We start from the raw sequence: 21,072 nt of genomic DNA, 5'->3' as shown, positions 1-21,072 counted from the left end.
CCTCTGATATGGGCTATCAGTATTGTTATCGGCAGTCATGGGACTCTCCTTAGAGTCAAAAACTCAAAAACCTAAGAAATCGTGTTAGGTTTATGGATTCAGGATCGTGACGGTTGCGCTGTTAGGTTTGATTTGGGCCCAGCCTGCCACCTTTTTGATTGGCGTGTAGCCTTTGATCTTGCCAGAATTGATCGGCACCCAGATCGGTTTGCCTTTGAGTGAGTTTGGAACCTTGATAGTGAGTTCCGGAAGTTCTTCAGCAGCTTCCTTGACCGCTGTGCCGTATTCGGAGCCGTTGGTTCCGCAGAGCAGCAGCGATCGATAAAACACACGGGCAGGGAAGCATTGGTGTACAAAGCTCGCAAGCCCCAAGAAAGCGTTCATATCTTTCCCAAGCACCGATGCCGAAGGTTGCGTCTGCGCAGCTTTTACCATCAGTGGATCGACCTTGGTTGCGACGTATTGATCGAGTTCGTTCACCTTAGCTCCGAGCGTATCAATAGTCAGCATGCGCTGAGAAAGTAACTCGTTCCGCATCCAAGTGAGATAGATCATCTCGCCCAAGTTTCCATTCGCCCAATACTCAGGTGTTTTGTAACCCCCGATCGCTGGGAGGGCTGCGTGGCCGTATTCGTGTGCGACTTCTCGTGCTCGCTCTAATGGATTTTTGAAAGTTTCGAGCTTATAGATGTATATTTGGTTGGATTTTCGAGGTCTACCTTGGGCATCTACATTCGTCGGGTCTTCGCCGAAAAGTTGTTCGCCGCCAGCCTTTCCTTCCGTGCAGAGGTACACATCGACCAGTTGCCGGAAATACCGCTCGCTGTGTTCTAGCTTGAGAATGCGGACGTTGTATCCCCACAATTGGAGCAACATTCGGGTGACGATCGGGCCAACGTCATCGGCCATGCTACGGTCTTGGACGTAGGTTCGAAAACGGAGGGTGTAAATTTCTGGTGCGGCGGGCACTTTGGCCATACCTGGGAAGATCCAGTTGAACTGCCACTTATTCTTTGGCGAAATTTTGGGCTGGTCCATTTTTTCTTCTGGCACTTGGATGAGGAATTCCTCACCGGTCGATCCAGGGGCGCTAAATGTCCAGGGCTCAAATTTGACGCGTTCGGGCGAATCTTGCGGTTGAATCGCAAGAGTTGCCAATAGCAGTGCCGTTCCGATCATCGCTTTCTAAATTTAGTGACCTTCGCTTTCGAGGAATCGTTCGGCATCAATCGCCGCCATGCATCCAGTTCCTGCCGCGCTCACCGCTTGACGATACTGACTGTCAGCAACATCTCCCGCGATGAAGACACCAAGAATCTTGGTCTTCGTTTGCGTGCCCGGGAGTGGCAAAAGATATCCGGTCTCATCCATGTCCAAAATGCCGTTGAACAGCTCGGAATTTGGCTTGTGACCAATCGCGATAAAAACACCATCGATCGGCATTTCGGTTTTTTCGCCGGTGTCAGTCGCCACAAGTCGAACTCCGGTGACCTTTTTGAACGGCTCCATTTGGCCTAGGATTTCCTCGATCGCAGAGTTGTAAATGACTTCCACTTTCGGATTGGCGAGGACGCGATCCTGCATGATCTTGCTGGCGCGGAAGCTGTCGCGGCGATGTACGAGATAAACCTTTTCGCAATGGCGGGTCAGATAATTCGCCTCCTCCATTGCGGTGTCGCCTCCACCAACGACGATCACGCGCTTGTTTCGGAAGAAGAAACCGTCACATGTCGCGCAGGCTGAGACTCCAAATCCGCCAAAAGTGACTTCGCTTTCCAAACCGAGCCATTTGGCTGCTGCACCGGTTGAGATAATAACCGTAGAGCCGAGGTGAACTTGATCGCCGACATACACTTTGAAGGGTCGTGACGAGAAGTCGACTTTTGTCACGTGCTCGTGGCGGACCACCGCTCCGAATTTCTCCGCCTGCTTCTGGAACAGCTCCATTAGCTCCGGCCCCATGACTCCATCCGGGAACCCAGGATAGTTTTCAACTTCGGTGGTGATCATCAACTGACCGCCGGGTTGGACCCCAGCAAAAACTACAGGGTCGAGGCTCGCACGCGAGGTATAAAGAGCGGCAGTGTAGCCGGCGGGGCCAGAACCGATGATGATGACGTTGTGGATGGTCTCGCTCATGATTGAATACCAAGAAGGGTACCAGGTTCAAATCGTTGGTCCCAGGTAACTCTGTTAGAGTCTGATGTATTTATTGCTAGATTGGTGAACTCTAGTGCATCAGTAGTGTCTCTACTTAGGCAACACTAGTTTTATAGCGCTGTTTTGTGGCGCGTTGCGTTTGCGTTGAGAATGCGTGATGGTGGAGTTAAACGGAATTGTTGAGCGGAAACACAGGGATCTTCAAGCCTCTGTGGTTATTCCTGCGCACAATGCTGCCGAGACTATCCGCCGAACCATCGATAGCATCAAGGCGCAAACCATTCAGCCTTTAGAAATTGTAGTTGGGTGTGACGGCTGTACGGATTCCACTGCCGAAATCGCACAAAGCCTGGGTGCCATCGCGGTCGAAATCCCAAAATCGACGGGCGCCGTCGCTCGAAATGCCGCCTTTCAGAAGACCACCGGCAACATCATCTTCCTTGTCGACGCTGATGACGAATGGAAGCCAAGAAAAATTGAAGCCCATTTTGAAGCCTATCGACAATTCGAGCCGCCATTTGTCATCGATCCATCACGTCGAATTCGGGCCAATGGTGAGCTTCGCGGACTCAATGGAGCTGGTCCGAGTGGCTGGCGGAGTTGGGAAGATATGGTGGAGCACAAGAACTGGAGCTCAGGTTCTGGCATCAGCGCAACTCGCGAAGCTTGGGAAAAAGTGGGCGGTTTCAATCCGGAACTCAAGGGCTTACAAGATATCGATTTCCTGATCCGGTGTGCGTATTTTGCGGGCCAAGGCTATCACATCGAAGAATGTTGCACGCGATATCACCTGACTGAGGGCGGGCTTTCGAGAACCACGAGTTGGCAACAATCGATCATCGACGGGATCTCGAATTCATGTCCATTTCTTGAACCGAAGCACATCCAGTCCATCAAGCGAACGGTCGCTCTTCGCAACGCGCTTCTTGCTGGACCAAAAGAGTTTTGGTCGAACCTGAAATGGGGCGACGTGAGCCTAGCCGACCCTCGGGTTTGGAAACTTTACGCTCTGACGGTACTCAATTCGCGCAAGCACTAAGCTTGGCCAATTGTGAAGTACTCGAAGCCGTGCTTCGCGAGTTGTTCGCGATTGTAAAGTCGGCGACCGTCGAAGAGTACTTTCGAATTCATGCCTTCTCCGAGCTTGGCAAAGTTGAGCTGCTTGAACTCATTCCATTCCGTAACCAAGATACAGACATCGGCGCCAGAAGCCGCATCATAGGCATCAGTGGCAAAGGTGATGTCGTTGCGAATCCGCTTTACGTTCTCCGCTGCAACCGGATCGTACGCACGGACAGATCCACCGCGCGCCAAGATGTGATCGATCATGACGAGGCTTTTGGCATCGCGAATATCGTCGGTGTTCGGCTTGAATGCCAGTCCAAGCAGCGTAATGGTCTTTCCTGCAAACCCACCAATCTTGGATTCGACTCGGTCCATGAAGTGCGTGGTCTGCGTGTTGTTGATCGCAACTACTTCCTTCAGCAGCCCAAAGTCGTATCCAAAATGCTCGGCAACTTTGATCATTCCGGCAGTGTCCTTAGGCAGGCAGCTACCGCCCCATCCTAGGCCCGCGCCGAGGAATTGCGACCCAATCCGAGAGTCCAAACCAATCCCCTTTGCAACGTCGCTCACATTCGCGCCGCATCCTTCGCAGATTCGGCTGATAGCGTTGATGAAACTGATTTTGAGTGCGAGGAAGCAGTTGCTCCCGTACTTGATCAATTCTGCACTGGCAAGATCAGTGATCAGGACAGGCTTTTCTAGCGGAGCATAAAGCTCGGCAAGTTTGAGAGCAGGCTCTTGCTTGGTTGCACCGATGATGATGCGGTCTGGGTTGTGTGTGTCCCACAGCGCTGATCCCTCGCGAAGAAATTCTGGGTTGCTGACGACGTCAAAAAGCTCTGGATTTGCGCCGTTTTCGATGAGGATATTTCGTACCAATTCACCGCTTCCGACAGGAACGGTGGACTTGTTGACTACTACAGTGTATTTGTTGATTCCAGCAGCGATATCCTTTGCCGCGGCGCGAACAGCGGTGATGTCCGGGGTGCCGTCGGCGCTTGGTGGGGTGCCAACAGCGATGAAAACGATATCGCTCTGCTTCGTCGCTTCGGTGACTGAGCCAGAGATTTGGAGGCGTCCGTTCTCGAGATTCCTTGTGAGGACATCTTCGATTCCAGGTTCGTAGATCGGTGACTCACCGCGTTTGAGCATGGCTACCTTCTCAGGATTGTTATCCACACAAATGACCTCGTTCCCGAGGTCGGCTAGCACAACGCCCGTCACCAGCCCAACGTATCCTGTCCCAATCACTGCAATCTTCATTCCTAAAAGGTACCCTCGTATTTGTATCGGGAATTTAGGTTCAAAGCCAGATATCTAAAGAACGAATATTATGAAAAAATGCCTGAATCTTTACAAAATCGGGAATGATTTTTCATGTTTATGTCGTTGATTGGTGCAGAACTTGCCGAAGATTCTAATGAACAACGATGTTAATTTTTTCTGGAGGTGCCTATGTCTGAAGCGGTAGTTGAACCTGGCGCAAACCCCTCACCCGAGTCTAAGCGACCCGGGATTCCTGGTTTTGACGCACAAGCAATCATCAAGTCGCCCGGGTTTATTCCTGGTCTGGCGATCTTCGGCGCACTTTGTTTAGCGTTCTTTTCGCTGTTTAGTCGCCTGCCTCATCTCTGGTTTGAAGGAGATGGATACTACTCACACGGCGCGTTGATTCCGTTTATGTCGGGCTACGTCGTCTACAAGAACTGGGACAAGATCAAGGATGTGCCGGCCAAGGGCTCTTGGTTTGGGATTCCGGTCCTTCTTGTCACCGGTTGGGTGCTTTTTGCAGGGGTTCGTATTGAACAGATTCAGATTCAGTCGTTCGCGTTGGTGATCACGCTGCTCGGTGGGACGCTTTTGATCGGCGGTTGGCGGTGGCTAAGGATTCTCGCCTTGCCGATGTTCCTGTTGCTGTTCGCTTTGCCAATCTGGTCGAACATCATCGACACTTACACCAACCCGTTACAGCAGATTTCGACCGACGTGTCCTACGGATTGCTCAAAGCGTTCCAGTTCGACCCATTAAAGGTTGATGCGACGACGATCCACTTGCCAGCGTTTACGCTCGACGTCGGGGTTCCATGCTCTGGATTGAAGCTCCTGATCGCGGTGAGTGCGTTCACAACGTTCTTCATCATGATCGGCGGATTGAAGTGGTGGGGCAACATGATCATGCTGATCGCGATCATGCCGCTTTGCTTGTTCATCAACGGATTGCGAATCGCCTTGATCGGAGTCGTAGGGAATCAATATGGCGCCGAAGCCGGCCACCAGTTCCATGATTACAGCGGCTATATCACCCTTCTGATTTGCTTCTTCTTACTTTTCAAACTCATGAGGTTACTTGGATGGGAAGACTAAACCAACGAATCTATATCTTCTGCGGAGTCATGGTATTCCTGGCAGCGGTCATCAACCTGATGCCAAAGCCAAACCGTGCCGGTATCAGCGAAGCACAGCTGGAAGAGATCACTCCTGAGAATGTGAGTGGCAAGTTGTACGATCAACGAGATGGCCGGGCAACTTACCGAATGGACAAGATGACCTATGACGTGCTCGCCCCGTTGGGGATCGTGGCGCGGCAATGGAATCTCGACGGGGATATGTACGACGCGGTTGTTATCGCGAGCCGGTCGAAAGACAGTTTCCATGATCCGAACATCTGCTTTTCGGCCCAGAAATGGCTTATCGAAAAGCGCGAAGCGGACGTCGTGAAAACTGAGACACGCGGCGACATTCCGGTGACGATCGTTTCGATGCAGAATGAAAAGACTCGGCGTCAGATGGCAGCCTATCTTTACAAGGGTCCTGGCGGATTCTATGCTAATCCGAACCGATTGAAACTGGCCTACTTGATGGAAGAAATGACGCTCGGAGACAAGCTTGACGGCGTGTTCTACCGATTCATTCCTTACTTCGAGAATCAACAGTTGTCCGATCAAGAGCAAAAAGCCAAGCTGAAAAAGTTCATCGCAGAGTATCTCGATGAAGCCAATCGGCAGAGCAACGGTTTTCTATAAGAAGCCCCTCTAAAACAAAAATGTGCCCCGGTTCTAACTTGGAACCGGGGCACAGTTGTATTTGAAATTGTTGGAGGCGCCGAGCGGATTCGAACCGCTGGATAAAGGTTTTGCAGACCTTCCCCTTAACCACTTGGGCACGGCGCCAAACGAGCCCCTATTGTACCGCACAAGGAGAGAGATCGCATGGCACGTTCTGGCAGGGAACTCGTATACTTCAAACAGATATGTCAAGCATTCACGAATATCCCGTTTCAGTTGTTTGGTCCGGAGGTCGCGACGGAGCAGGTCAAGTCACGGCCGATCGAAGTGGCAAAGTCAACGAGCTGAGCGTCCCGCCAGAATTTGGTGGTGCCGGAGCAGGCACGAACCCCGAGGAATTGCTGACTAGCGCGATTGCTGCGTGCTATTCGATCACTTTTGGCATCGTCGCTGGCGCACGAAAGATCGCCTACAAGAGCATCGAAACCAAAGCTGTCGGCATGGTCGAACAACCCAATGCTGCCACCTTCATCTTCAACAAAGTCGTGATCAAACCAACCATCACGCTCGAAGCTGGCGCCGATGAGGCCACCGTCAAGCTCGCCGAAGAGATGGCTCACAAGGCCGATTCGTACTGCATCGTCACCAACGCTGTCCGCGGAAAGGTCGATATCGTTGTCGAACCAACCGTCGTTGTAGGCTAAGGTTAAAGAGAAAATCCGATGTCACGAACACCCCTCGTTGCCGGCAACTGGAAGATGAATCAGAACCAATCCACGGGGTTGGCACTGATCAATTCCTTCGTTCAGAAAGTGGATATGAAGCAGGACGTGGATGTGGCAGTTTGTCCTCCATTCACGCTGCTGGCGAAAGTCCGTGAAGCTCTGAATTCGACCCATATCCAGCTCGGTGCTCAGGACGTATTTTGGGCCGATCATGGGGCATTCACGGGTTCGATCAGCGCGCCAATGCTGACCGAATTTTGCGTTTCGTTTTGTATCGTCGGGCACAGCGAGACTCGGGGAAGATTTGGAAAGCTCGAGGTCGAAGAAGACACGATTGGTTACTTTGCAGAGACCAACAAGACGGTCAACCTCAAGATCAAGTCGTTGCTGTACCACGGGATTAATCCGATCTTGTGCGTTGGGGAAACCCTTGCCGAGCGAGAAGCGGGGAAAACTGAGTCCGCCATCAAGACTCAGCTTGATGAGGGGTTAGCCGGTATCGATGGCGCAGAACTCCATACGCTGGTGATCGCCTACGAGCCGGTTTGGGCAATCGGTACCGGGAAGACCTGTGCGAGTGATGAGGCAGAGCGAATTTGCGGTTTCATTCGCGACTGGGTCGCGAAGAATTATCCTGAAGATGATCTAGCCAATGATGTCCGGGTGCTTTACGGTGGAAGCGTCAAAGCAGCCAATAGCAAAGAACTGTTCTCCCAGCCCAACATCGACGGCGGACTGGTAGGCGGAGCTAGCCTGGATCCAACCGAATTTGCAGCGATCGTGGCCAACGCATGAAGGATAAGACGGTCAACGAAACCCGGCTGAGGCTGGCGCAGGTGATGACGCCAAATGACGCGAACATCCTGGGAAACGTTTTCGGCGGATCGATTTTGGCGATGATCGACCTCACTGCGAGCGCGACTAGCCAGCAATTTGCCGGCACAACTTGCGTGACCGCTGCGTTTGATCGGGTCGATTTTCACGAACCGATTGAGGTCGGAAATCTGGTGACGATGGAAGGTTACATCGCCTATGCTGGCCGCACGAGTATGGAAGTCACCATCGACGTTTACGCAACGAATCTGGCCAAAGGCGTGGAGCGGCACACGAACACTGCTCGGGTAACGATGGTGGCGATCCGAGATGGCAAGCCAGCCGCCGTTCCAAAGCTGATTTGCGAAACACGAGAGGACAAAATCAACTTCCTTTTGGCCCGAGATCGCCGGGCTCGGCGCAATGTTCACCTCGAAGATCTCGAACGAAGCAAAGCCCAGCTCGAAAACTCTACCGAAGAAGAATTAAATCGGCTACTTTTACCCTAGTAAAATTAGTAGGTTGTGCCAATAATCCTGTTAATTAGACAAGTTTTTGCGTTCGAAATTACTGGTTTCTTCAGCCTGTTTAGTATAATTAGGTTTGGATTCGCGGGATGGTTTTTGAACGCGGAATTTGATTCTTTTGAGAGGAAGAGATGAATAAGACACTAATCGTAGCCATTGCAATGGCTTCCGCTTCTTTCGCTTCGGCACAGTTCAGCTATGCCGGTGGCACTTACACCCAAGACTTCAACTCGTTGGCAACAACTGGTTCGGTCACACGTCCAACTTCCAGCACTGGAACCACCGCGGTTACGGGTCAGCTTTGGAACAACGACTCGACCATTCAGGGTTGGTACAGCTCGTTCGAGAACGGCACCAACGTCGGCGCAGCAGTTCCTACCGGAACTAACGGAAACTGGATCGGCGCAGGCGTTATCAACACTCCAACACCTCACACCATCCCAACCTACGACACACGCTTTATCCGAATTTCGGACGGAACCCCTACTAACCCATCCGGCGCAACTTTCAACTACGGCACAATCAACTCGACCGATCGAGCTCTTGGTATGCTGAACTCGGGTAGCGTCGCAAGCACTGTTCCTGCACGCAACACGATCGGCCTTCGAATCAAGAACACTTCGGGCGGCACGCTCACTTCGTTCACCCTCGCCTATTGGGGCGAGCAGTGGCGACAAGGCGCAGGAAGCGGCAACCCAATTCCAGCAGACCGAATCGACTTCAGCTACCGAGTTTTCAGCGCTGGCACGTTCAACGTAGACCAGATGCCAGTAACAGTCACCTCTGGCTGGACCAACGAAGACAATCTTGACTTCGTTTCGTTGAAGACCGGTTCCGCGCAATCCGGTTTGGACGGAAACGCAGCCGATAACCGACGATTCATCACTTACACCGTGACTGGCCTCAACTGGGCAAACAACGATGAGTTGGTGATGCGATGGACCGACTTCGACCGAACTGGTGCAGATGACGGATTGGCCGTGGACGACCTGGCATTCAGCGCAGTTCCAGAACCAGGTTCGATGATTGCTCTCGGTCTTGGTTTGGCTGCTCTCGCACGAAAGCGAAAGTCCAGCAAGTAATCAATACTTGAACAGAAATCCCCTGTGCCAGATTTGGCGCAGGGGATTTTTTACACCTTCTTAGCCATCACGACGCTGAGATAATTCGTTCCAGGCCGATAGTCAATCTCCCCAACAACCTCGTATCCCCACGATTGGTAGAGGGTGATTAATCCAGTCGCTTCGACAGCGGTATCCAGCGCGATCCAACTCCTGTCCAGCTCACGCGCTCGACGGCACAATCGTTGCTCGATCCATCTTCCCAAACCCAATTGGCGCAATTCTGGAGCGACAGCAAACTGGGTGAGTTCGCAATACGGTTCATTCGGGCAGAACGTACCGTAACACTCCTTGTCCGGACTCTCCAAGGTTACGGTGGCGGCAAGCCGACCGCTCAAATTCACCAACAGGCCTTCTCCAGCGAGCAACCTTCTTTGGGTTGTCTCCGGAGTTTGGTGCGTCGCATTGAACCGCAATCCCGCAGCCGCATTGCGCTCATAGCACCGATGCAGAAAGTCGGTGATCGCGGGGAAGTCTGTTTGCTCGGCGGCTTGGGTCACCGTCAGGGCGCTGCCAGCTTCCAGCGAATCGAAGTCCGCATCAACTTGATAGACCACGTCGGGATAATCCACCTCGTCAATCGGATAGGTGCCGCTCCCGACCAGTCGCCCGGCGCACCGCTCGGAATAGAATTTCCGGGCGGCATGATTCTGCTCAAAAGAAGCAATGATCATCCCCGCGCTACCGTGCCAAAGCGCAATGCCGGACATGTGCTGGACCAAATTGAAGCCAACGCCCTTTCCGGCAAAGTCGGGGTGGACGTAAAGCGACCAAAGCTCAAACTTCGGCGGATGATCAGGATAACGGTTCGGGCCTAGAGTGGCGTAGCCTACAACCAGACCGTCGATCTCAGCCACATGCGCGTGGTGATCGTCCATCATCACCGTCCACTGCTTCCCGAAGTCCTGCGAATCCAGACCATCCAAGATCGAGGCAGGCAAGATGTGCGCATAAGCCTTGCGCCAAGCAGCGCATTTGATTTCGGAGAAAGCTTGCTGGTCTGAGGGTGCGCCAGGACGGATGATCATGAGGGGCCAAATCCAGTATGATCGACCTCCACAATCCAGTGCCTTGATCCAAGCAGAAAAAAGGCCCGCCTTCCATCGGGATTGGAAGAGCGGGCAATTGCTGTGCTTGTGACGGGATTAAGCCGCTCTAAGTTTGGGCGTCTCTTCGTCGGTACTCAATTGGAAGACAGAAACGGATTCTCGGAGAACCTTCGCCTGATCAGCCAGGTTCTGTGAAGCAGATTCGATGTTGAGGAATTCGCTCTTCTGACTGTCCAGGTAGCCGGTGACGACTTGGGCCGAAGCGCAAATCTCTTCGCTCACAGCGCTCAATTGCTGAGAATTGGCCGCGCCTTCGCTGCTCACCTCGCTGGAAACCAGGAGCGCGTTCTTGACGATGCTGGTCTGACCGATCGTGGATTCGAGGCTGCGCTTGAACCCAGAAGCGGATTCGTGGACATCACCAACCGACTGCACAATGGCAGTAAGCGCGGTTTTTGCGGCGGCGCTTTGCTCGGTGCCTTTCTCGACTTCGCGAGTGGTACCTTCCATCTCTTCGGTGGCTTTGCTCACGTTCGCTCTCACTGAGCCGATCAAGTCGCTGATTTCGCCAGCAGCTTGCCCTGCTCGCTCGGCGAGTTTGCGGACTTCGTCCGCGACCACGGCAAAACCGCGGCCGTGTTCGCCGGCCCGAGCAGCTTCGATCGCAGCATTGAGCGCCAGAAGGTTGGTTTGGCCAGAAATATCTTCGATCATCGAGACGATCTCGCCGATCTTAACTTGTTGTTCGCCCAGATCGCGGATCACGTCGGCACTTGCGTGGACCTGAGTCGCAATATTCTCAAGCGAATTGATCGCCGATTCGACCGATTCGCCACCAATCTTGGCGCGGTGGGTCGCTTCTTCGACGAGTTGAATCTGTTCGTCGCTCATCGCGACCAATCCAGCGACGGTGTTTTCCAGCGTCGACATCGCAGCAGAGGCCGAGTTCACTTCGCTGGCGGTCTTTTCGCTGACTTCGGCCAAGCGAGTGCTGGTTTGAGCCAGTTCGTTGGTGGCGTGCAGCACGTCCTGGGTGCTCTGAGCGATCGCGCCAGCCGATTCGAACGCCGACTTCGTGGTGTCCGACAAGGTTTCCGAACTCACAGCAACCAGGTCAGACTGTTGCCGGACGCCAGCAACGACGTTGCGCAAGGTGGATTGGCAAGATTGCAAGGCTTCCAAAGCGGATTCCGTATCCCGGATAAACCGGCCCATCATCTCGCTCAAAACGCCAAATTCGTCCTTGCGGCGAACCACCTCGTCATGTTCAGAAATCGAAATCTTATGCGAAAGGTCACCTTGACCGAGCGCGTTCACGCCGTTGGTCAGCGCGGTCAAATTCTCTTCAAGGACCTTGCCCAACTGCAAAGACATGCCCGCGATGGTGTTCTTCACAACCCGCGAGAAGGCGGACGCGATAACAAGACCAAAGATGACCGAGACCACTGCGGCAATCAGACCAAAAATCTTGCCATTGTGCGCTTCCTGAACCGAAATGTCCTTCGCCTGAGTGTAATAGGTGCTGATTTCTTGCTGGAAGGCAGAAAAGACGGATTCAAACTCCTTTCTCCCCGCCGCATAATCGCCCGAAATCACCTTCAGCGCGGTGGCCTTGTCGCCCTTTTCAAAGGCATCCATCGCCTTCGTTTCGTTCGGGGCGCAGAGCTCTTCGTCGGCCTTGCCAACCTTATCCGCGGCCTCCAGCAGCTTCGAATTGTTTGGCAATTTCTCGATCTTGCCCATGACGACCTTCATCGTCTCGATAAAGTCTTCGTCCGCTTTTTCCTTCGCTTCGGCAATCTTCGGGTCGCCAGTCAAAGCAAAAAGGTACATGTTTGAGCCCATATCTTGGTTATAACTGCGGGCTTGGCTCGCCAATTGATAAATCTCAATCGAAGGCAAAATCACATCCGACATCTGATTCTCGGTGCGGTCAATCGCCCGAGAAAGACCAAGAGTGCCGATCGATCCCACCAAAATGACGCTGACAATAGCGCCGATCAATTTTTGACCCAAACTGAGGTTCCCCAGGAAACCGGCTGGATTAAAAGTCGTACGAGTGCTCGAACCCATGATGTTATAGTTATCGGGACTCCAAAGGGGCGTCCTCATGGCTAGCCGCGAACTTGCGGCAGATTCAGCAACATTCCCAAAAACACGCAGCCCCAAAAAGCAAATCTGGCCCCCAGCGGAAGCTAGGAGCCAGACCCAAAAGGAACGTAAATGGCGGATTAGGCGGCTTCGCTCAGGCCAGCACCGCCCGAGCTAGGATAAGCGGCCACCGGTGGGCAAGGAGCGGAATTCACCCCGGCCCGGGTCGCCGTCACCCGATACCAAACCATCTCTCCGGGAACCTGGCCCGTGTGGTTGAACGAGGCCTTGGTCACCGCGGCGCCAAAAACCCACACCAAACTGTCTGCAGGGCGATACTCCACAATAAAGATCGTGCCGTCAGAATTGGTCGAGCGGTTCCATTTCAGCGAGTTCACGCCGTTGTCACAGCCCGTCACGGTCAGTTCGGTCACCATCACCACCGGCCCGGCGGTGCTCGAAGACACGATGCCCAGCTGGTTCAAAATGAGCGGAGAAATCCCCGGAATCGCCTTGAATTGCTTGGCGTAACCCCGCACCAAGGCGGTCATGGACTTCTTCGAATTGTTCTTGACAGCCACCGTGCCCTGCAAGGTGTCTTTCGCTTCCTGCACGTCCTTGACATCGCTCGCAAAACCGTCGGTCGCGTTGTCGATGGCCAACAAATCAGTGGAATTCAGATTCAATTCCGAGTCGTATTGTGCGCATCGCGCCGCAAAGTTCAGCGCCCACGCCTTCAAGGCCTCGTCTTGATCCGGTAAATAATCATTATTCGGCATTCTTTTGTACCTCTGGGGAACGGTTCCCCCGTATTTTCTCCATTCCATGCCTTCATAAAATTTTCACACAAAGTATATGTTTGGTTGAAAAAAATGCATGATGGTTTCATTATTTGTGCGGCAGCAGCAGGGAAGGCGAGCCGAAATCCCAGGAGGAGATTCCGCGCACCAAGGAGAAATCGGCGCGAACTCCGGGGTGCGCCGCGCGATCTCCGGGGAGAATTCTGCGCACCTGGGAGCGCACGCAATCCACTCCTAGGTGCGCGCAAATATCTCCGGCGTATGCAACAAAAGGCGGTGAACTTGTACAAAATACTCCGGGGAGGACTGCGCAAAATCCGGTGACAAATCGATGCGTCGGCGGGAGGCCGCGGGCAGGTACTGTATGAAGTATGCCCGTCGATCCTCTCACCATCCTGGCGTCGCGATGCCCCAAAATGGCGCAATTGATCCAAGATCATGGCGCGCTGGGATTCGAGCCGAAGCCGGTGAATTTTGACTCGTTTGCCCGGTCGATCATCGGCCAGCAGGTGTCGGTGGCGGCGGCGCGCTCGATCTACAACAAGGTGCTGGCGGGGCTGGGGCTGGAGGGGGAAATGAACCCAGAAGCGTTTGCCGGGCACACGCCAGAGAGCCTGCGCGAGGTCGGATTGAGCCGGCAAAAGGCGGGCTATTTGCTGGATTTAGCCGAAAAATCGCGCCAAAACCAAATCCATTTTGCAAAATTCGACCAGATGGAGGATCAAGCGATTCTGGACGAGCTGATCGCGGTGAAGGGGATTGGCGAATGGACGATCCAGATGGTGCTGATGTTTAGCCTCGGGCGGCCGGACGTGATGCCTGCCGGCGACCTCGGGATTCAGGAGGGGATTCGGCGGCTGGACGGCCTGGCGGAACGCCCAAAACCGAAGCAGATTTTGGAGCGGGCGGCGGTTTGGGCGCCGGTCCGCAGCTATGCCAGCCTGTACCTTTGGAAGCTGAAGGACACCCCCAATGTTGGCTGATGGAGTGGTTTGCCACTGCGTCGCGAAGGGGACCTCGCTGGAAAAATTCAGCGGCAAATTCCAGCGGTATGTTGTGCTGGCGTACCACAACGATGTCGACGCTTTTGTGTACCCTCTGACTTCGGTGCGGTCATCCAACCGGGCTTTGGCGGTGGATTCGAAGTCGTTTTTGGTGCTAGATCACGGCCTTTTTCGGGTGGATTTGAAGCTGTTGACGCCAACCGACCGGCGATTTGGGCGGCTTGGGGAGCTCGCGCACGTCGTCCAGCAGCATCTGGCCGACCACGGAATTCGGATGGAAAAGGGCGGAAATCGGCCGCTTTCTCACCAGCCACTGCGGGATTTGGAACGGCTGAAGAAGGCCACCGAACCGAAGAAGATCACCCGGCCCGCGCCAAAACCGCTGAGCGATCACGAGCTTTTTGAGCGGTATATGAAGGACGAGGTGGACGAGGACATCGACCGCCGAGGTGGCGATGGCCGCCGTAAATCGTGAGCCCGGCAAACCCCTCTGCCGGACCACTCCCACGAGTGCCAACTCGTAACATTTGTTTTACAACGGTTGTGGCGGCTTGAGGAAAAAGACCTAGGACCTTAGCGGATTCCGGCGTTGTTTCTGCGGACGACGGCGGCCCACCGGGTCTCGCCCGCGTAGACATCGAACCCGTAGGAGTAGTTTGGTTTGTTGTCGAAATAGACATCTAGCCAGACTCGGCGGGTGCGTGATCCGTTGTTTCGGACATACACTCGGTAGGGATGTTGGGAGGCCTGGGAGCTTGTGGTGAACCTGATTTGGGTGAAATCTGGTCCGATGAGCCGCCCGCAATCAAACCCGATGTAGCTCTCGCTACACGCGACTGTTGCGTCTGGCCCGCCTTCGTTTGGGACGACGATGAGATCGAGATCTTCGATGGCCGCGGAGTTGATCTCTACCGTGGCGAGCTGGTTTCTGCCCCACGCCGCGCTCCCGCCGCACCCTGAAAGTAACGCCAACCCGCCAAGAATTGGCAGGACAAAAAATCGAACCGGTACCCCTCTGGTTCTCACACAAATTTGACGGTTTGCGGTGGGTGCGGTTACCAAAAAAGCCAGGCCGTTTGGCCTGGCTTTTTGTGATCTGATCGCAAGATTAGCCGTTTAAGGCTTCTGCTCCGCCGACCACTTCCAAGATTTCCTTGGTGATGTTGGCTTGTCGCTCGCGGTTTGCCTTGAGCGTGAGGCTCTCAATCATTTTGCCTGCGTTATCCGTGGCGCTTGTCATGGCGGTCATTCGGCTTCCGTGCTCTGAGGCTGTGGACTCGAGCATAGCTTGGAAGACCTGGTTCATGAGGTACTTCGGCAACAGCGTCCCGAGGAGGGAAGCGGCGTCTGGTTCGAACGTGTAGGATTTGCTGGCGGTGGGTTCTTCGTCGGTGACTGGCGGCTCGATTGGCAGAATCTGGACAATCTGCGGCACCTGTCGGATCGGCGAGTAGAACTTGCTGTAGCAGATGAAAATTCGGTCGTATTCGCCGGATTCAAACTTTTCTCTGGCGAACTTGCAAACGGTGACGGCGTCGTCGTACTGCGCTCCGGCTGTCGGAACGGTGTGCGATCCTGCGATGTGGTAGCCGCGCTTGCCGAAGAACTGGAGGCCCTTCTTTCCGACGGTGAACACGTCAGAGGTGTTTCCGCCTTCCTTAAGCCAGTCGAACGCCTTTCGGATCAGGTTTGTGTTGTAGCTTCCCGCGAGTCCGCGATCGGCTGAGATCATGATAAGGCAGGTTTTGGTTCCGCTGCGCTTTTCGAGCAGTGGATGCGTTGGCAAATCTCCCCCGGAAGAAAGGCTGAGCATGAGCTCTCGCATCTTCTCGCTGTAGGGACGTGCCTCTGTCACTCGGTCCTGCGCCTTTTTGAGACGTGCAGCTGCCACGAGCTTCATGGCTCGTGTGATTTGCCGAATGTTCTTTGACGTTCGGATTCTCGCCCGGATCTGCTTCAGGTTTGCCATAAATCTAGATTAGTCTGGACCGGGTTAATGGTGGACCCGGTCCAAGAAGTGGTTAATTAGCCCTTGAAATTGCTCAGGGCTTCGTCGTAAGCCTTTTTGAGTTTGTCTTCGATGTCTCCTGACATGGACTTTGTGGACTTGAGTGTCTCGACCACGTCTGGGTACTTCTCGTGCACATGCTTGAGGATGGCTTGTTCCAGTGCGGAAACTTGGCTATTCTCAACCTGGTCGAGCGTTCCTGCAGTACCTGCGAAGATGATGATAACTTGATCGATCACGTCCATTGGAGCTGCGAGTCCTTGCTTGAGAAGCTCGGTGAGTCGCTGACCTCGCTGGAGCTGCATTTGAGTGGCCTTGTCGAGGTCGCTTGCAAACTGTGCGAATGCAGCAACGTCTCGGTACTGTGCCATTTCAAGCTTGATCTTACCGGCGACTTGCTTCATCGCCTTGACTTGAGCGTTACCACCCACACGGCTCACCGAGATACCGACGTTAATTGCGGGGCGAACGCCAGCAAAGAACAGGTCGGGCTCAAGGTAAATCTGACCGTCTGTAATCGAAATCACGTTGGTCGGAATGTATGCGGAAACGTCGCCAGCTTGGGTTTCGATGACTGGGAGTGCCGTCAAAGAACCGCCACCCTTTTCGTCGCTGAGCTTTGCAGCTCGTTCGAGCAAGCGGCTGTGAAGGTAGAAAACGTCGCCTGGATAAGCTTCTCGTCCTGGAGGACGTCGGAGCAAGAGCGATAGTGCGCGGTATGCCTGAGCATGCTTGGAAAGGTCATCGTAGACCACCAAAGCGTGCATGCTGTTGTCGCGGAAGTATTCACCAATTGCCGCACCAGCGAACGGTGCGAGGTATTGCATTGCGTTCGAGTCCGAAGCGGATGCAACCACAACCACGGTGTATTCCAGAGCACCAGTTTGTCGCAGGGTTTCTACCACACGTGCGACGTTAGCCATTTTCTGGCCGATCGCAACATAGATGCAGAACACTGGGGACTCGCCGGGCTGGTGAGTGGTTCGCTGATTGATGATAAAGTCGATGCAGACCGAAGTCTTTCCGGTCTGGCGGTCGCCGATAACGAGCTCGCGCTGTCCGCGGCCCACAGGAATCATGGCGTCAACAGCCTTGATACCGGATTGGAGTGGCTCCTTCACTGGTTGTCGTTCGACAACGCCTGGGGAGTTCGACTCGATCAATCGGAATTCGTCTGCGTGGATTGGTCCAAGACCGTCGAGAGGCTGACCGAGAGCGTTGATAACGCGGCCGAGCAGACCCTTACCAACTGGAAGCTGGATGATCTTTCCGGTTTCGCGAACCTTGTCGCCTTCCTTGATTTTGGTTTCGTCGCCAATAAGCACCGCACCGATCGAATCTTCTTCGAGGTTCAATGCCAGGCCAGAAACTCCTTCAGGGAATTCCAGCAGCTCGCCCATTTGACAATCGGGCAGGCCGTAGACGCGGGCAATACCGTCTCCAACTTGGAGTACGGTGCCAACATTGTCTACTTCAACGGACCTTTCGAACTTTTGAAGTTCTTGGGTGAGAATAGAAGTGATTTCTTCGGGTCGAATCGCCATGTGTTCTTACCAGGTTAACTTTGTTTTAAAACGTCGTAGAGGATCCGGTCCTTCAACCGGTTCAGAGAGCCGCGGACGGTGCCGTCCAAAACGAAATTGCCGATTTGCGCCTTGACCCCGCCCAGCAGGTGAGGATCAACGCTAAAAGTGGCTTCAATTGATTTGCCGGAGCTTGTTTCGAGCCGCTTGATGATGGCCTTTTGCTCCGCTTCCGAAAGAGTGTCTGCGCTCACGATTTCGGCGTAAGCGATATTTCCAGAGGTTCTTCGCAGGGTCTCGAACTGTTCAGACACGAGGGAGATGAGCCCTTCGCGTCTTTTTTCGAGGAGCAACCTCAGCAAGTGCATCGTCAAGGCGGTGATCCGGTCGCTGAATACCGATTCGAGCAGCTTGAGCTTCTTATCTCGGTTGGTCGATGGATCGTTGACGAATTGGGCAAACTTCGGATCGGCCTTGAGGGCGTAGCGAATGGCATTGAGGTCGTCGCTCACGCTCTGAATGGTGCCGTCCTTCTTGGCGACATCAAACAGTGCTTGTGCGTAACGTGCGGCGACTCGGGAATCCATTAGACGCTAGGCACCTCTGCCTTTTCGATGAATTCAGCCACGAGCTTGCGGTTCTTTGCAGAATCCACGTTCTCGCCGAGAATTCGCTCGGTTGCCGAAAGAGTGAGGTTGGCGACTTCCGTTCGCAGTTCGGTCATCAACTTCTCCTTGGAGAGGTTGATTTCTTGCTGAGCCTGAGCGATCATTTGCTCCTTGGCTTTTGCGGCGTCGGCCATCAAAGATGTGCGCAGGTCTTGCGCTTCTTTGATTTGGCTTTGAATCTTTTCGCGGGCGTCTGCTTCAGTATCCGAGATTCGCTTTTCGTAATCGGACTTCATTGCAGCCATTTCAGCGCGCAGTGCTTCGGCTTCCGAGAAGGTCTTTTCAAGTTCGGAATTGCGCGAAGTGATTGCTTCTTCCAGTGGGTCGATAAAGAAGGACCGGATCACTGGGAACAAGATCAACATGACGCCGATGACGGACACGGTCTTGCCCAGTTGGAGTGGAATGCCCTGTGCCATCAGTGGGTCTTCGATGAATTTGAAGAATCCCACATGATTCGCGTACATGCCGGCAACCATGGCGACAGCTCCAACGACCATGCGCGAAACTGCGCTTGCCGTGGATTGCTTGTTCTTAGCCTCGTTAGACATAAATTCGAGTGTAAAAATCGTGAAGAAGGTTAGGGCTGGTCCGAATCGTTAGAATCCGGACCAGCGAAGACGATAGAAGTGGGTTACTTAACCGAGCCGAGGCCAACGAAGACGGTAAGCAAGAACACGAGTTCGACGAACGCAAGAGCGATCAACATTGCGGTCTGCAATTTGCCGATAGCTTCTGGTTGTCGGCTCATGCCAGCCATAGCTGCGTTGCCGATCATTCCAAGACCGATGGCCACGCCAAGTGCGGCCAAACCAAGTGCGAGAGGTACCATGCTCATAGTATTTTCTGTTTCTTTCTCCTAAGTTTTTGTTTTCGTAGTTGAGGTGAGTTAAATTCGTTTTAGACGGCGGCTTGCAGTTCATGGTGAGCCACATCGTGCCCGTCACCAGCGTGTCCGTGATCGTCGTGATGCTCGTCATGGTCGTGATGCGTCACCAAGCTCAGGTAAACGCAGAACAGCAAACTGAAGATCAGTGCTTGAACCACGCAGGTGAGGAGCTTGATTGGCATCAAGAACGCGCCAATTGGAACGTAAGCGGATTCGCCCAATGCGTTCATCGCTTCGGCAGCCTTGTGGCCGCCATCGATGTTTCCGAACAGTCGGAGTGAGAGCGAAACCATCTTCATCATTTCCGAAACGAGTTCGATGATGAAGATCATGCCAGTGATCGGGATGAGTGCCATCCCAAGCTTCGGGCCAGCAAAGTGCGAAAAGTGGCCGAACACACCGTTCGCCCGAATACCTTCCCACTGGACATACATGATCGCAATGATTGCCAGTGCTGCGTTGAACCCGAGGTCAGCGGTTGGGCCAGTTGGGAAGAACAACGCGAAGATGTTCGAAACAAAGATGATCATCCAGAAAACCATCACCATCGGGATGTATTTTCGACCGTGGGAGCCGATGATTCCAACCGCGAGGTTTTCGATGAAGTAGTAAAGTTGCTCAAATGAGGCTGTGAGCTTGTTCTTGAAGAAGCGGGTGTTGAGGCCTTGCTTGGCGAAGTGCATCAATCCGAACAATGTGATGACGACCAGCCCAAGGTAGAACATGATTCCCCAGTAAGCAACTGGGCCGTGACCACCGCCATGCTCTTCGCCGTGTGCTGCCCCGGCCGCGAGCATCGTTCCTCTTCCAATTAAGTCCCACATATACAGAACAATAGGGGGCTCAACGTTTGACCGTTTGGCTCCACCCTATGGCCCAGCAGTATACCACCCCGAGTCCCACAAAGAAATGGATTGCCGGAACTTCGCCAAACGTTCGGGCGTACATCATCAACCCGATCATCACCGGTAGCTTGATGAAAAACAGGAGCACGAGAAACACGGCGGCTCCCTTGGGTTGAGCTTGTTCTTTGAACGATGCGCCGAGCAAATGGATGATCCCGTACAGTCCCAAAGTGTTGATCAGCGTCCCGACCAACCCGATGAGGTAGCACCACATGAACGGGAGTCCCAGCGTGAACGGGTAAATGAGCGCGATTGCCGCTGACACCGCCAAGAACCACCGGTAATCCAGAAAGATGGTTTCAGCCGCGCTTCTTTTCTTCACGATTAAGAATGAGTATTGCGTAAGCTACGCCTGCGACGGAGCCGATGAGTCCGAGAATCCCTTTCCAAGTGTCGCCACCGTTTGCCTTGTCGATCAGGAATCCAGCCCCGAATCCCGCCAGCGGCGCACCGATGATAGCGTAGGCGACAGCCAGGCCAATGCCCAATCCCCTTGCCGAATCTCCAGATTCCTTTCGCTCGGTTGCGACCTTGGTTTTGGTGGCTTCATAGCGAGCCTTTGCGGCGGCACCGCGCTTCTCGAGCTCAGCCATCCTGGCTTCAAACTCGTTCGAAGTTTCGGAAATCTTCTGCCGCGCTTCCTCAGCAATTTCTTCAGGAGAATTGGGGGTGTCGTCGCTCATGCGCTATTTTAGTTTGAATCGGCCTGAATCCGAAAC

25 protein-coding genes and 1 tRNA gene are annotated in these 21,072 nt (G+C 53.8%); 10 read left to right on the top strand and 16 right to left on the bottom strand.

Annotated elements, in window-relative coordinates; genetic code table 11:
• Positions 1-90: 90 nt before the first annotated feature.
• Together J0L72_11925 and trxB are read right to left on the bottom strand one after the other, a co-directional pair.
• The gene (locus tag J0L72_11925) at positions 91-1,179 is read right to left on the bottom strand and encodes a hypothetical protein (GenBank protein ID MBN8691475.1); all 1,089 of its coding nucleotides are present in this window, start codon (positions 1,177-1,179) and stop codon (positions 91-93) included.
• Between the two features lie 12 nt (positions 1,180-1,191).
• Positions 1,192-2,139, bottom strand: a complete 948-nt coding sequence (gene trxB, locus J0L72_11920) for a thioredoxin-disulfide reductase (protein ID MBN8691474.1) — start codon at positions 2,137-2,139, stop codon at positions 1,192-1,194.
• Positions 2,140-2,317: 178 nt separating this feature from the next.
• Between trxB and J0L72_11915 the strand changes: the two genes are divergently transcribed.
• Positions 2,318-3,199, top strand: a complete 882-nt coding sequence (locus J0L72_11915) for a glycosyltransferase family 2 protein (protein MBN8691473.1) — start codon at positions 2,318-2,320, stop codon at positions 3,197-3,199.
• Here the strand turns inward: J0L72_11915 and J0L72_11910 are convergent.
• Positions 3,196-4,488: a UDP-glucose/GDP-mannose dehydrogenase family protein gene (locus J0L72_11910; protein MBN8691472.1), complete on the bottom strand. Its 1,293-nt coding sequence runs from the start codon at positions 4,486-4,488 to the stop codon at positions 3,196-3,198. The genes J0L72_11915 and J0L72_11910 overlap by 4 nt on opposite strands.
• A gap of 192 nt (positions 4,489-4,680) precedes the next feature.
• Between J0L72_11910 and J0L72_11905 the strand changes: the two genes are divergently transcribed.
• Both J0L72_11905 and J0L72_11900 read left to right on the top strand, forming a co-directional pair.
• A complete protein-coding gene (locus J0L72_11905; GenBank protein MBN8691471.1) occupies positions 4,681-5,589 on the top strand; it encodes an exosortase/archaeosortase family protein in 909 nt (302 codons plus the stop codon).
• Positions 5,577-6,248, top strand: a complete 672-nt coding sequence (locus J0L72_11900; protein ID MBN8691470.1) for an exosortase-associated EpsI family protein — start codon at positions 5,577-5,579, stop codon at positions 6,246-6,248. Before J0L72_11905 ends, J0L72_11900 begins: the two co-directional genes overlap by 13 nt.
• A gap of 71 nt (positions 6,249-6,319) precedes the next feature.
• On the opposite strand, the gene J0L72_11895 is transcribed toward J0L72_11900, so the two are convergent.
• A tRNA-Cys gene (locus tag J0L72_11895) sits at positions 6,320-6,395 on the bottom strand.
• Positions 6,396-6,475: 80 nt separating this feature from the next.
• Between J0L72_11895 and J0L72_11890 the strand changes: the two genes are divergently transcribed.
• The 4 genes from J0L72_11890 to J0L72_11875 all read left to right on the top strand — a co-directional run bounded on the left by J0L72_11890 (position 6,476) and on the right by J0L72_11875 (position 9,377).
• Complete coding sequence (locus J0L72_11890; protein MBN8691469.1) at positions 6,476-6,934, top strand: OsmC family protein; 459 nt, start codon at positions 6,476-6,478, stop codon at positions 6,932-6,934.
• Positions 6,935-6,952: 18 nt separating this feature from the next.
• Positions 6,953-7,750, top strand: a complete 798-nt coding sequence (locus J0L72_11885) for a triose-phosphate isomerase (GenBank protein ID MBN8691468.1) — start codon at positions 6,953-6,955, stop codon at positions 7,748-7,750.
• Positions 7,747-8,277 carry an acyl-CoA thioesterase gene (locus J0L72_11880; GenBank protein ID MBN8691467.1) on the top strand — a complete coding sequence of 177 codons (531 nt, stop codon included), beginning with the start codon at positions 7,747-7,749 and terminating at the stop codon, positions 8,275-8,277. Before J0L72_11885 ends, J0L72_11880 begins: the two co-directional genes overlap by 4 nt.
• A 149-nt stretch (positions 8,278-8,426) precedes the next feature.
• Entirely contained in the window at positions 8,427-9,377 is a 951-nt protein-coding gene (locus tag J0L72_11875) for a PEP-CTERM sorting domain-containing protein (GenBank protein ID MBN8691466.1), read from the top strand.
• Between the two features lie 50 nt (positions 9,378-9,427).
• On the opposite strand, the gene J0L72_11870 is transcribed toward J0L72_11875, so the two are convergent.
• From J0L72_11870 to J0L72_11860, 3 genes are all read right to left on the bottom strand, one after another.
• Positions 9,428-10,444: a GNAT family N-acetyltransferase gene (locus J0L72_11870; GenBank protein MBN8691465.1), complete on the bottom strand. Its 1,017-nt coding sequence runs from the start codon at positions 10,442-10,444 to the stop codon at positions 9,428-9,430.
• Between the two features lie 117 nt (positions 10,445-10,561).
• On the bottom strand, positions 10,562-12,577 hold the full coding sequence (locus J0L72_11865) for a methyl-accepting chemotaxis protein (GenBank protein ID MBN8691464.1): 2,016 nt from the start codon (positions 12,575-12,577) through the stop codon (positions 10,562-10,564).
• Between the two features lie 119 nt (positions 12,578-12,696).
• Positions 12,697-13,335, bottom strand: coding sequence for a fibronectin type III domain-containing protein (locus J0L72_11860; GenBank protein MBN8691463.1), 639 nt, complete (start codon positions 13,333-13,335; stop codon positions 12,697-12,699).
• A gap of 97 nt (positions 13,336-13,432) precedes the next feature.
• Here J0L72_11860 and J0L72_11855 point away from each other — a divergent pair, with 97 nt between their 5' ends.
• The 3 genes from J0L72_11855 to J0L72_11845 all read left to right on the top strand — a co-directional run bounded on the left by J0L72_11855 (position 13,433) and on the right by J0L72_11845 (position 14,835).
• Positions 13,433-13,594 carry a hypothetical protein gene (locus tag J0L72_11855; GenBank protein MBN8691462.1) on the top strand — a complete coding sequence of 54 codons (162 nt, stop codon included), beginning with the start codon at positions 13,433-13,435 and terminating at the stop codon, positions 13,592-13,594.
• A 133-nt stretch (positions 13,595-13,727) separates the two neighbouring features.
• Complete coding sequence (locus J0L72_11850) at positions 13,728-14,339, top strand: DNA-3-methyladenine glycosylase 2 family protein (GenBank protein ID MBN8691461.1); 612 nt, start codon at positions 13,728-13,730, stop codon at positions 14,337-14,339.
• A complete protein-coding gene (locus tag J0L72_11845) occupies positions 14,329-14,835 on the top strand; it encodes a hypothetical protein (protein MBN8691460.1) in 507 nt (168 codons plus the stop codon). Before J0L72_11850 ends, J0L72_11845 begins: the two co-directional genes overlap by 11 nt.
• A 98-nt stretch (positions 14,836-14,933) precedes the next feature.
• Here J0L72_11845 and J0L72_11840 read toward each other — a convergent pair whose 3' ends face one another.
• The 9 genes from J0L72_11840 to J0L72_11800 form a co-directional block, all read right to left on the bottom strand.
• Entirely contained in the window at positions 14,934-15,386 is a 453-nt protein-coding gene (locus tag J0L72_11840; GenBank protein ID MBN8691459.1) for a hypothetical protein, read from the bottom strand.
• An 82-nt stretch (positions 15,387-15,468) separates the two neighbouring features.
• Positions 15,469-16,329: an ATP synthase F1 subunit gamma gene (gene atpG, locus J0L72_11835; protein MBN8691458.1), complete on the bottom strand. Its 861-nt coding sequence runs from the start codon at positions 16,327-16,329 to the stop codon at positions 15,469-15,471.
• 56 nt (positions 16,330-16,385) lie between these two features.
• A complete protein-coding gene (locus tag J0L72_11830; protein MBN8691457.1) occupies positions 16,386-17,912 on the bottom strand; it encodes a F0F1 ATP synthase subunit alpha in 1,527 nt (508 codons plus the stop codon).
• Positions 17,913-17,926: 14 nt separating this feature from the next.
• Positions 17,927-18,478 (bottom strand): ATP synthase F1 subunit delta, encoded by a 552-nt coding sequence (atpH, locus tag J0L72_11825; protein MBN8691456.1) that lies wholly within the window; start codon positions 18,476-18,478, stop codon positions 17,927-17,929.
• The gene (gene atpF, locus J0L72_11820; protein MBN8691455.1) at positions 18,478-19,110 is read right to left on the bottom strand and encodes a F0F1 ATP synthase subunit B; all 633 of its coding nucleotides are present in this window, start codon (positions 19,108-19,110) and stop codon (positions 18,478-18,480) included. The genes atpH and atpF overlap by 1 nt, the downstream gene beginning before the upstream one ends.
• Before the next feature lie 83 nt (positions 19,111-19,193).
• Positions 19,194-19,397 (bottom strand): ATP synthase F0 subunit C, encoded by a 204-nt coding sequence (locus tag J0L72_11815; GenBank protein MBN8691454.1) that lies wholly within the window; start codon positions 19,395-19,397, stop codon positions 19,194-19,196.
• 62 nt (positions 19,398-19,459) lie between these two features.
• Positions 19,460-20,272 (bottom strand): F0F1 ATP synthase subunit A, encoded by an 813-nt coding sequence (locus J0L72_11810; protein MBN8691453.1) that lies wholly within the window; start codon positions 20,270-20,272, stop codon positions 19,460-19,462.
• A gap of 19 nt (positions 20,273-20,291) precedes the next feature.
• The gene (locus J0L72_11805) at positions 20,292-20,675 is read right to left on the bottom strand and encodes a hypothetical protein (protein ID MBN8691452.1); all 384 of its coding nucleotides are present in this window, start codon (positions 20,673-20,675) and stop codon (positions 20,292-20,294) included.
• On the bottom strand, positions 20,653-21,036 hold the full coding sequence (locus J0L72_11800) for a hypothetical protein (GenBank protein ID MBN8691451.1): 384 nt from the start codon (positions 21,034-21,036) through the stop codon (positions 20,653-20,655). Before J0L72_11800 ends, J0L72_11805 begins: the two co-directional genes overlap by 23 nt.
• Between the last annotated feature and the right edge of the window lie 36 nt (positions 21,037-21,072).

The organism is Armatimonadota bacterium (assembly GCA_017303935.1).
Classification (GTDB): Bacteria; Armatimonadota; Fimbriimonadia; order Fimbriimonadales; family Fimbriimonadaceae; genus JAFLBD01.
The sequence above is the reverse complement of the archived record's forward strand: the minus strand, read 5'-3'. Positions and strand labels throughout refer to the sequence as shown.

Excerpts from the sequence above, each read along its gene's own strand:
- J0L72_11815 (MBN8691454.1), bottom strand. The coding sequence starts at position 19,397 with ATGAGCATGGTACCTCTCGCACTTGGTTTGGCCGCACTTGGCGTGGCC.
- atpH (MBN8691456.1), bottom strand. The coding sequence starts at position 18,478 with ATGGATTCCCGAGTCGCCGCACGTTACGCACAAGCACTGTTTGATGTC.
- J0L72_11860 (MBN8691463.1), bottom strand. The coding sequence starts at position 13,335 with ATGCCGAATAATGATTATTTACCGGATCAAGACGAGGCCTTGAAGGCG.
- atpF (MBN8691455.1), bottom strand. The coding sequence starts at position 19,110 with ATGTCTAACGAGGCTAAGAACAAGCAATCCACGGCAAGCGCAGTTTCG.
- J0L72_11845 (MBN8691460.1), top strand. The coding sequence starts at position 14,329 with ATGTTGGCTGATGGAGTGGTTTGCCACTGCGTCGCGAAGGGGACCTCG.
- J0L72_11905 (MBN8691471.1), top strand. The coding sequence starts at position 4,681 with ATGTCTGAAGCGGTAGTTGAACCTGGCGCAAACCCCTCACCCGAGTCT.
- J0L72_11885 (MBN8691468.1), top strand. The coding sequence starts at position 6,953 with ATGTCACGAACACCCCTCGTTGCCGGCAACTGGAAGATGAATCAGAAC.
- atpG (MBN8691458.1), bottom strand. The coding sequence starts at position 16,329 with ATGGCAAACCTGAAGCAGATCCGGGCGAGAATCCGAACGTCAAAGAAC.
- J0L72_11850 (MBN8691461.1), top strand. The coding sequence starts at position 13,728 with ATGCCCGTCGATCCTCTCACCATCCTGGCGTCGCGATGCCCCAAAATG.
- J0L72_11880 (MBN8691467.1), top strand. The coding sequence starts at position 7,747 with ATGAAGGATAAGACGGTCAACGAAACCCGGCTGAGGCTGGCGCAGGTG.
- J0L72_11900 (MBN8691470.1), top strand. The coding sequence starts at position 5,577 with ATGGGAAGACTAAACCAACGAATCTATATCTTCTGCGGAGTCATGGTA.
- J0L72_11830 (MBN8691457.1), bottom strand. The coding sequence starts at position 17,912 with ATGGCGATTCGACCCGAAGAAATCACTTCTATTCTCACCCAAGAACTT.
- J0L72_11870 (MBN8691465.1), bottom strand. The coding sequence starts at position 10,444 with ATGATCATCCGTCCTGGCGCACCCTCAGACCAGCAAGCTTTCTCCGAA.
- J0L72_11800 (MBN8691451.1), bottom strand. The coding sequence starts at position 21,036 with ATGAGCGACGACACCCCCAATTCTCCTGAAGAAATTGCTGAGGAAGCG.
- J0L72_11810 (MBN8691453.1), bottom strand. The coding sequence starts at position 20,272 with ATGTGGGACTTAATTGGAAGAGGAACGATGCTCGCGGCCGGGGCAGCA.
- J0L72_11875 (MBN8691466.1), top strand. The coding sequence starts at position 8,427 with ATGAATAAGACACTAATCGTAGCCATTGCAATGGCTTCCGCTTCTTTC.
- J0L72_11910 (MBN8691472.1), bottom strand. The coding sequence starts at position 4,488 with ATGAAGATTGCAGTGATTGGGACAGGATACGTTGGGCTGGTGACGGGC.
- J0L72_11925 (MBN8691475.1), bottom strand. The coding sequence starts at position 1,179 with ATGATCGGAACGGCACTGCTATTGGCAACTCTTGCGATTCAACCGCAA.
- J0L72_11855 (MBN8691462.1), top strand. The coding sequence starts at position 13,433 with ATGATGGTTTCATTATTTGTGCGGCAGCAGCAGGGAAGGCGAGCCGAA.
- J0L72_11890 (MBN8691469.1), top strand. The coding sequence starts at position 6,476 with ATGTCAAGCATTCACGAATATCCCGTTTCAGTTGTTTGGTCCGGAGGT.
- J0L72_11915 (MBN8691473.1), top strand. The coding sequence starts at position 2,318 with ATGGTGGAGTTAAACGGAATTGTTGAGCGGAAACACAGGGATCTTCAA.
- trxB (MBN8691474.1), bottom strand. The coding sequence starts at position 2,139 with ATGAGCGAGACCATCCACAACGTCATCATCATCGGTTCTGGCCCCGCC.
- J0L72_11865 (MBN8691464.1), bottom strand. The coding sequence starts at position 12,577 with ATGAGGACGCCCCTTTGGAGTCCCGATAACTATAACATCATGGGTTCG.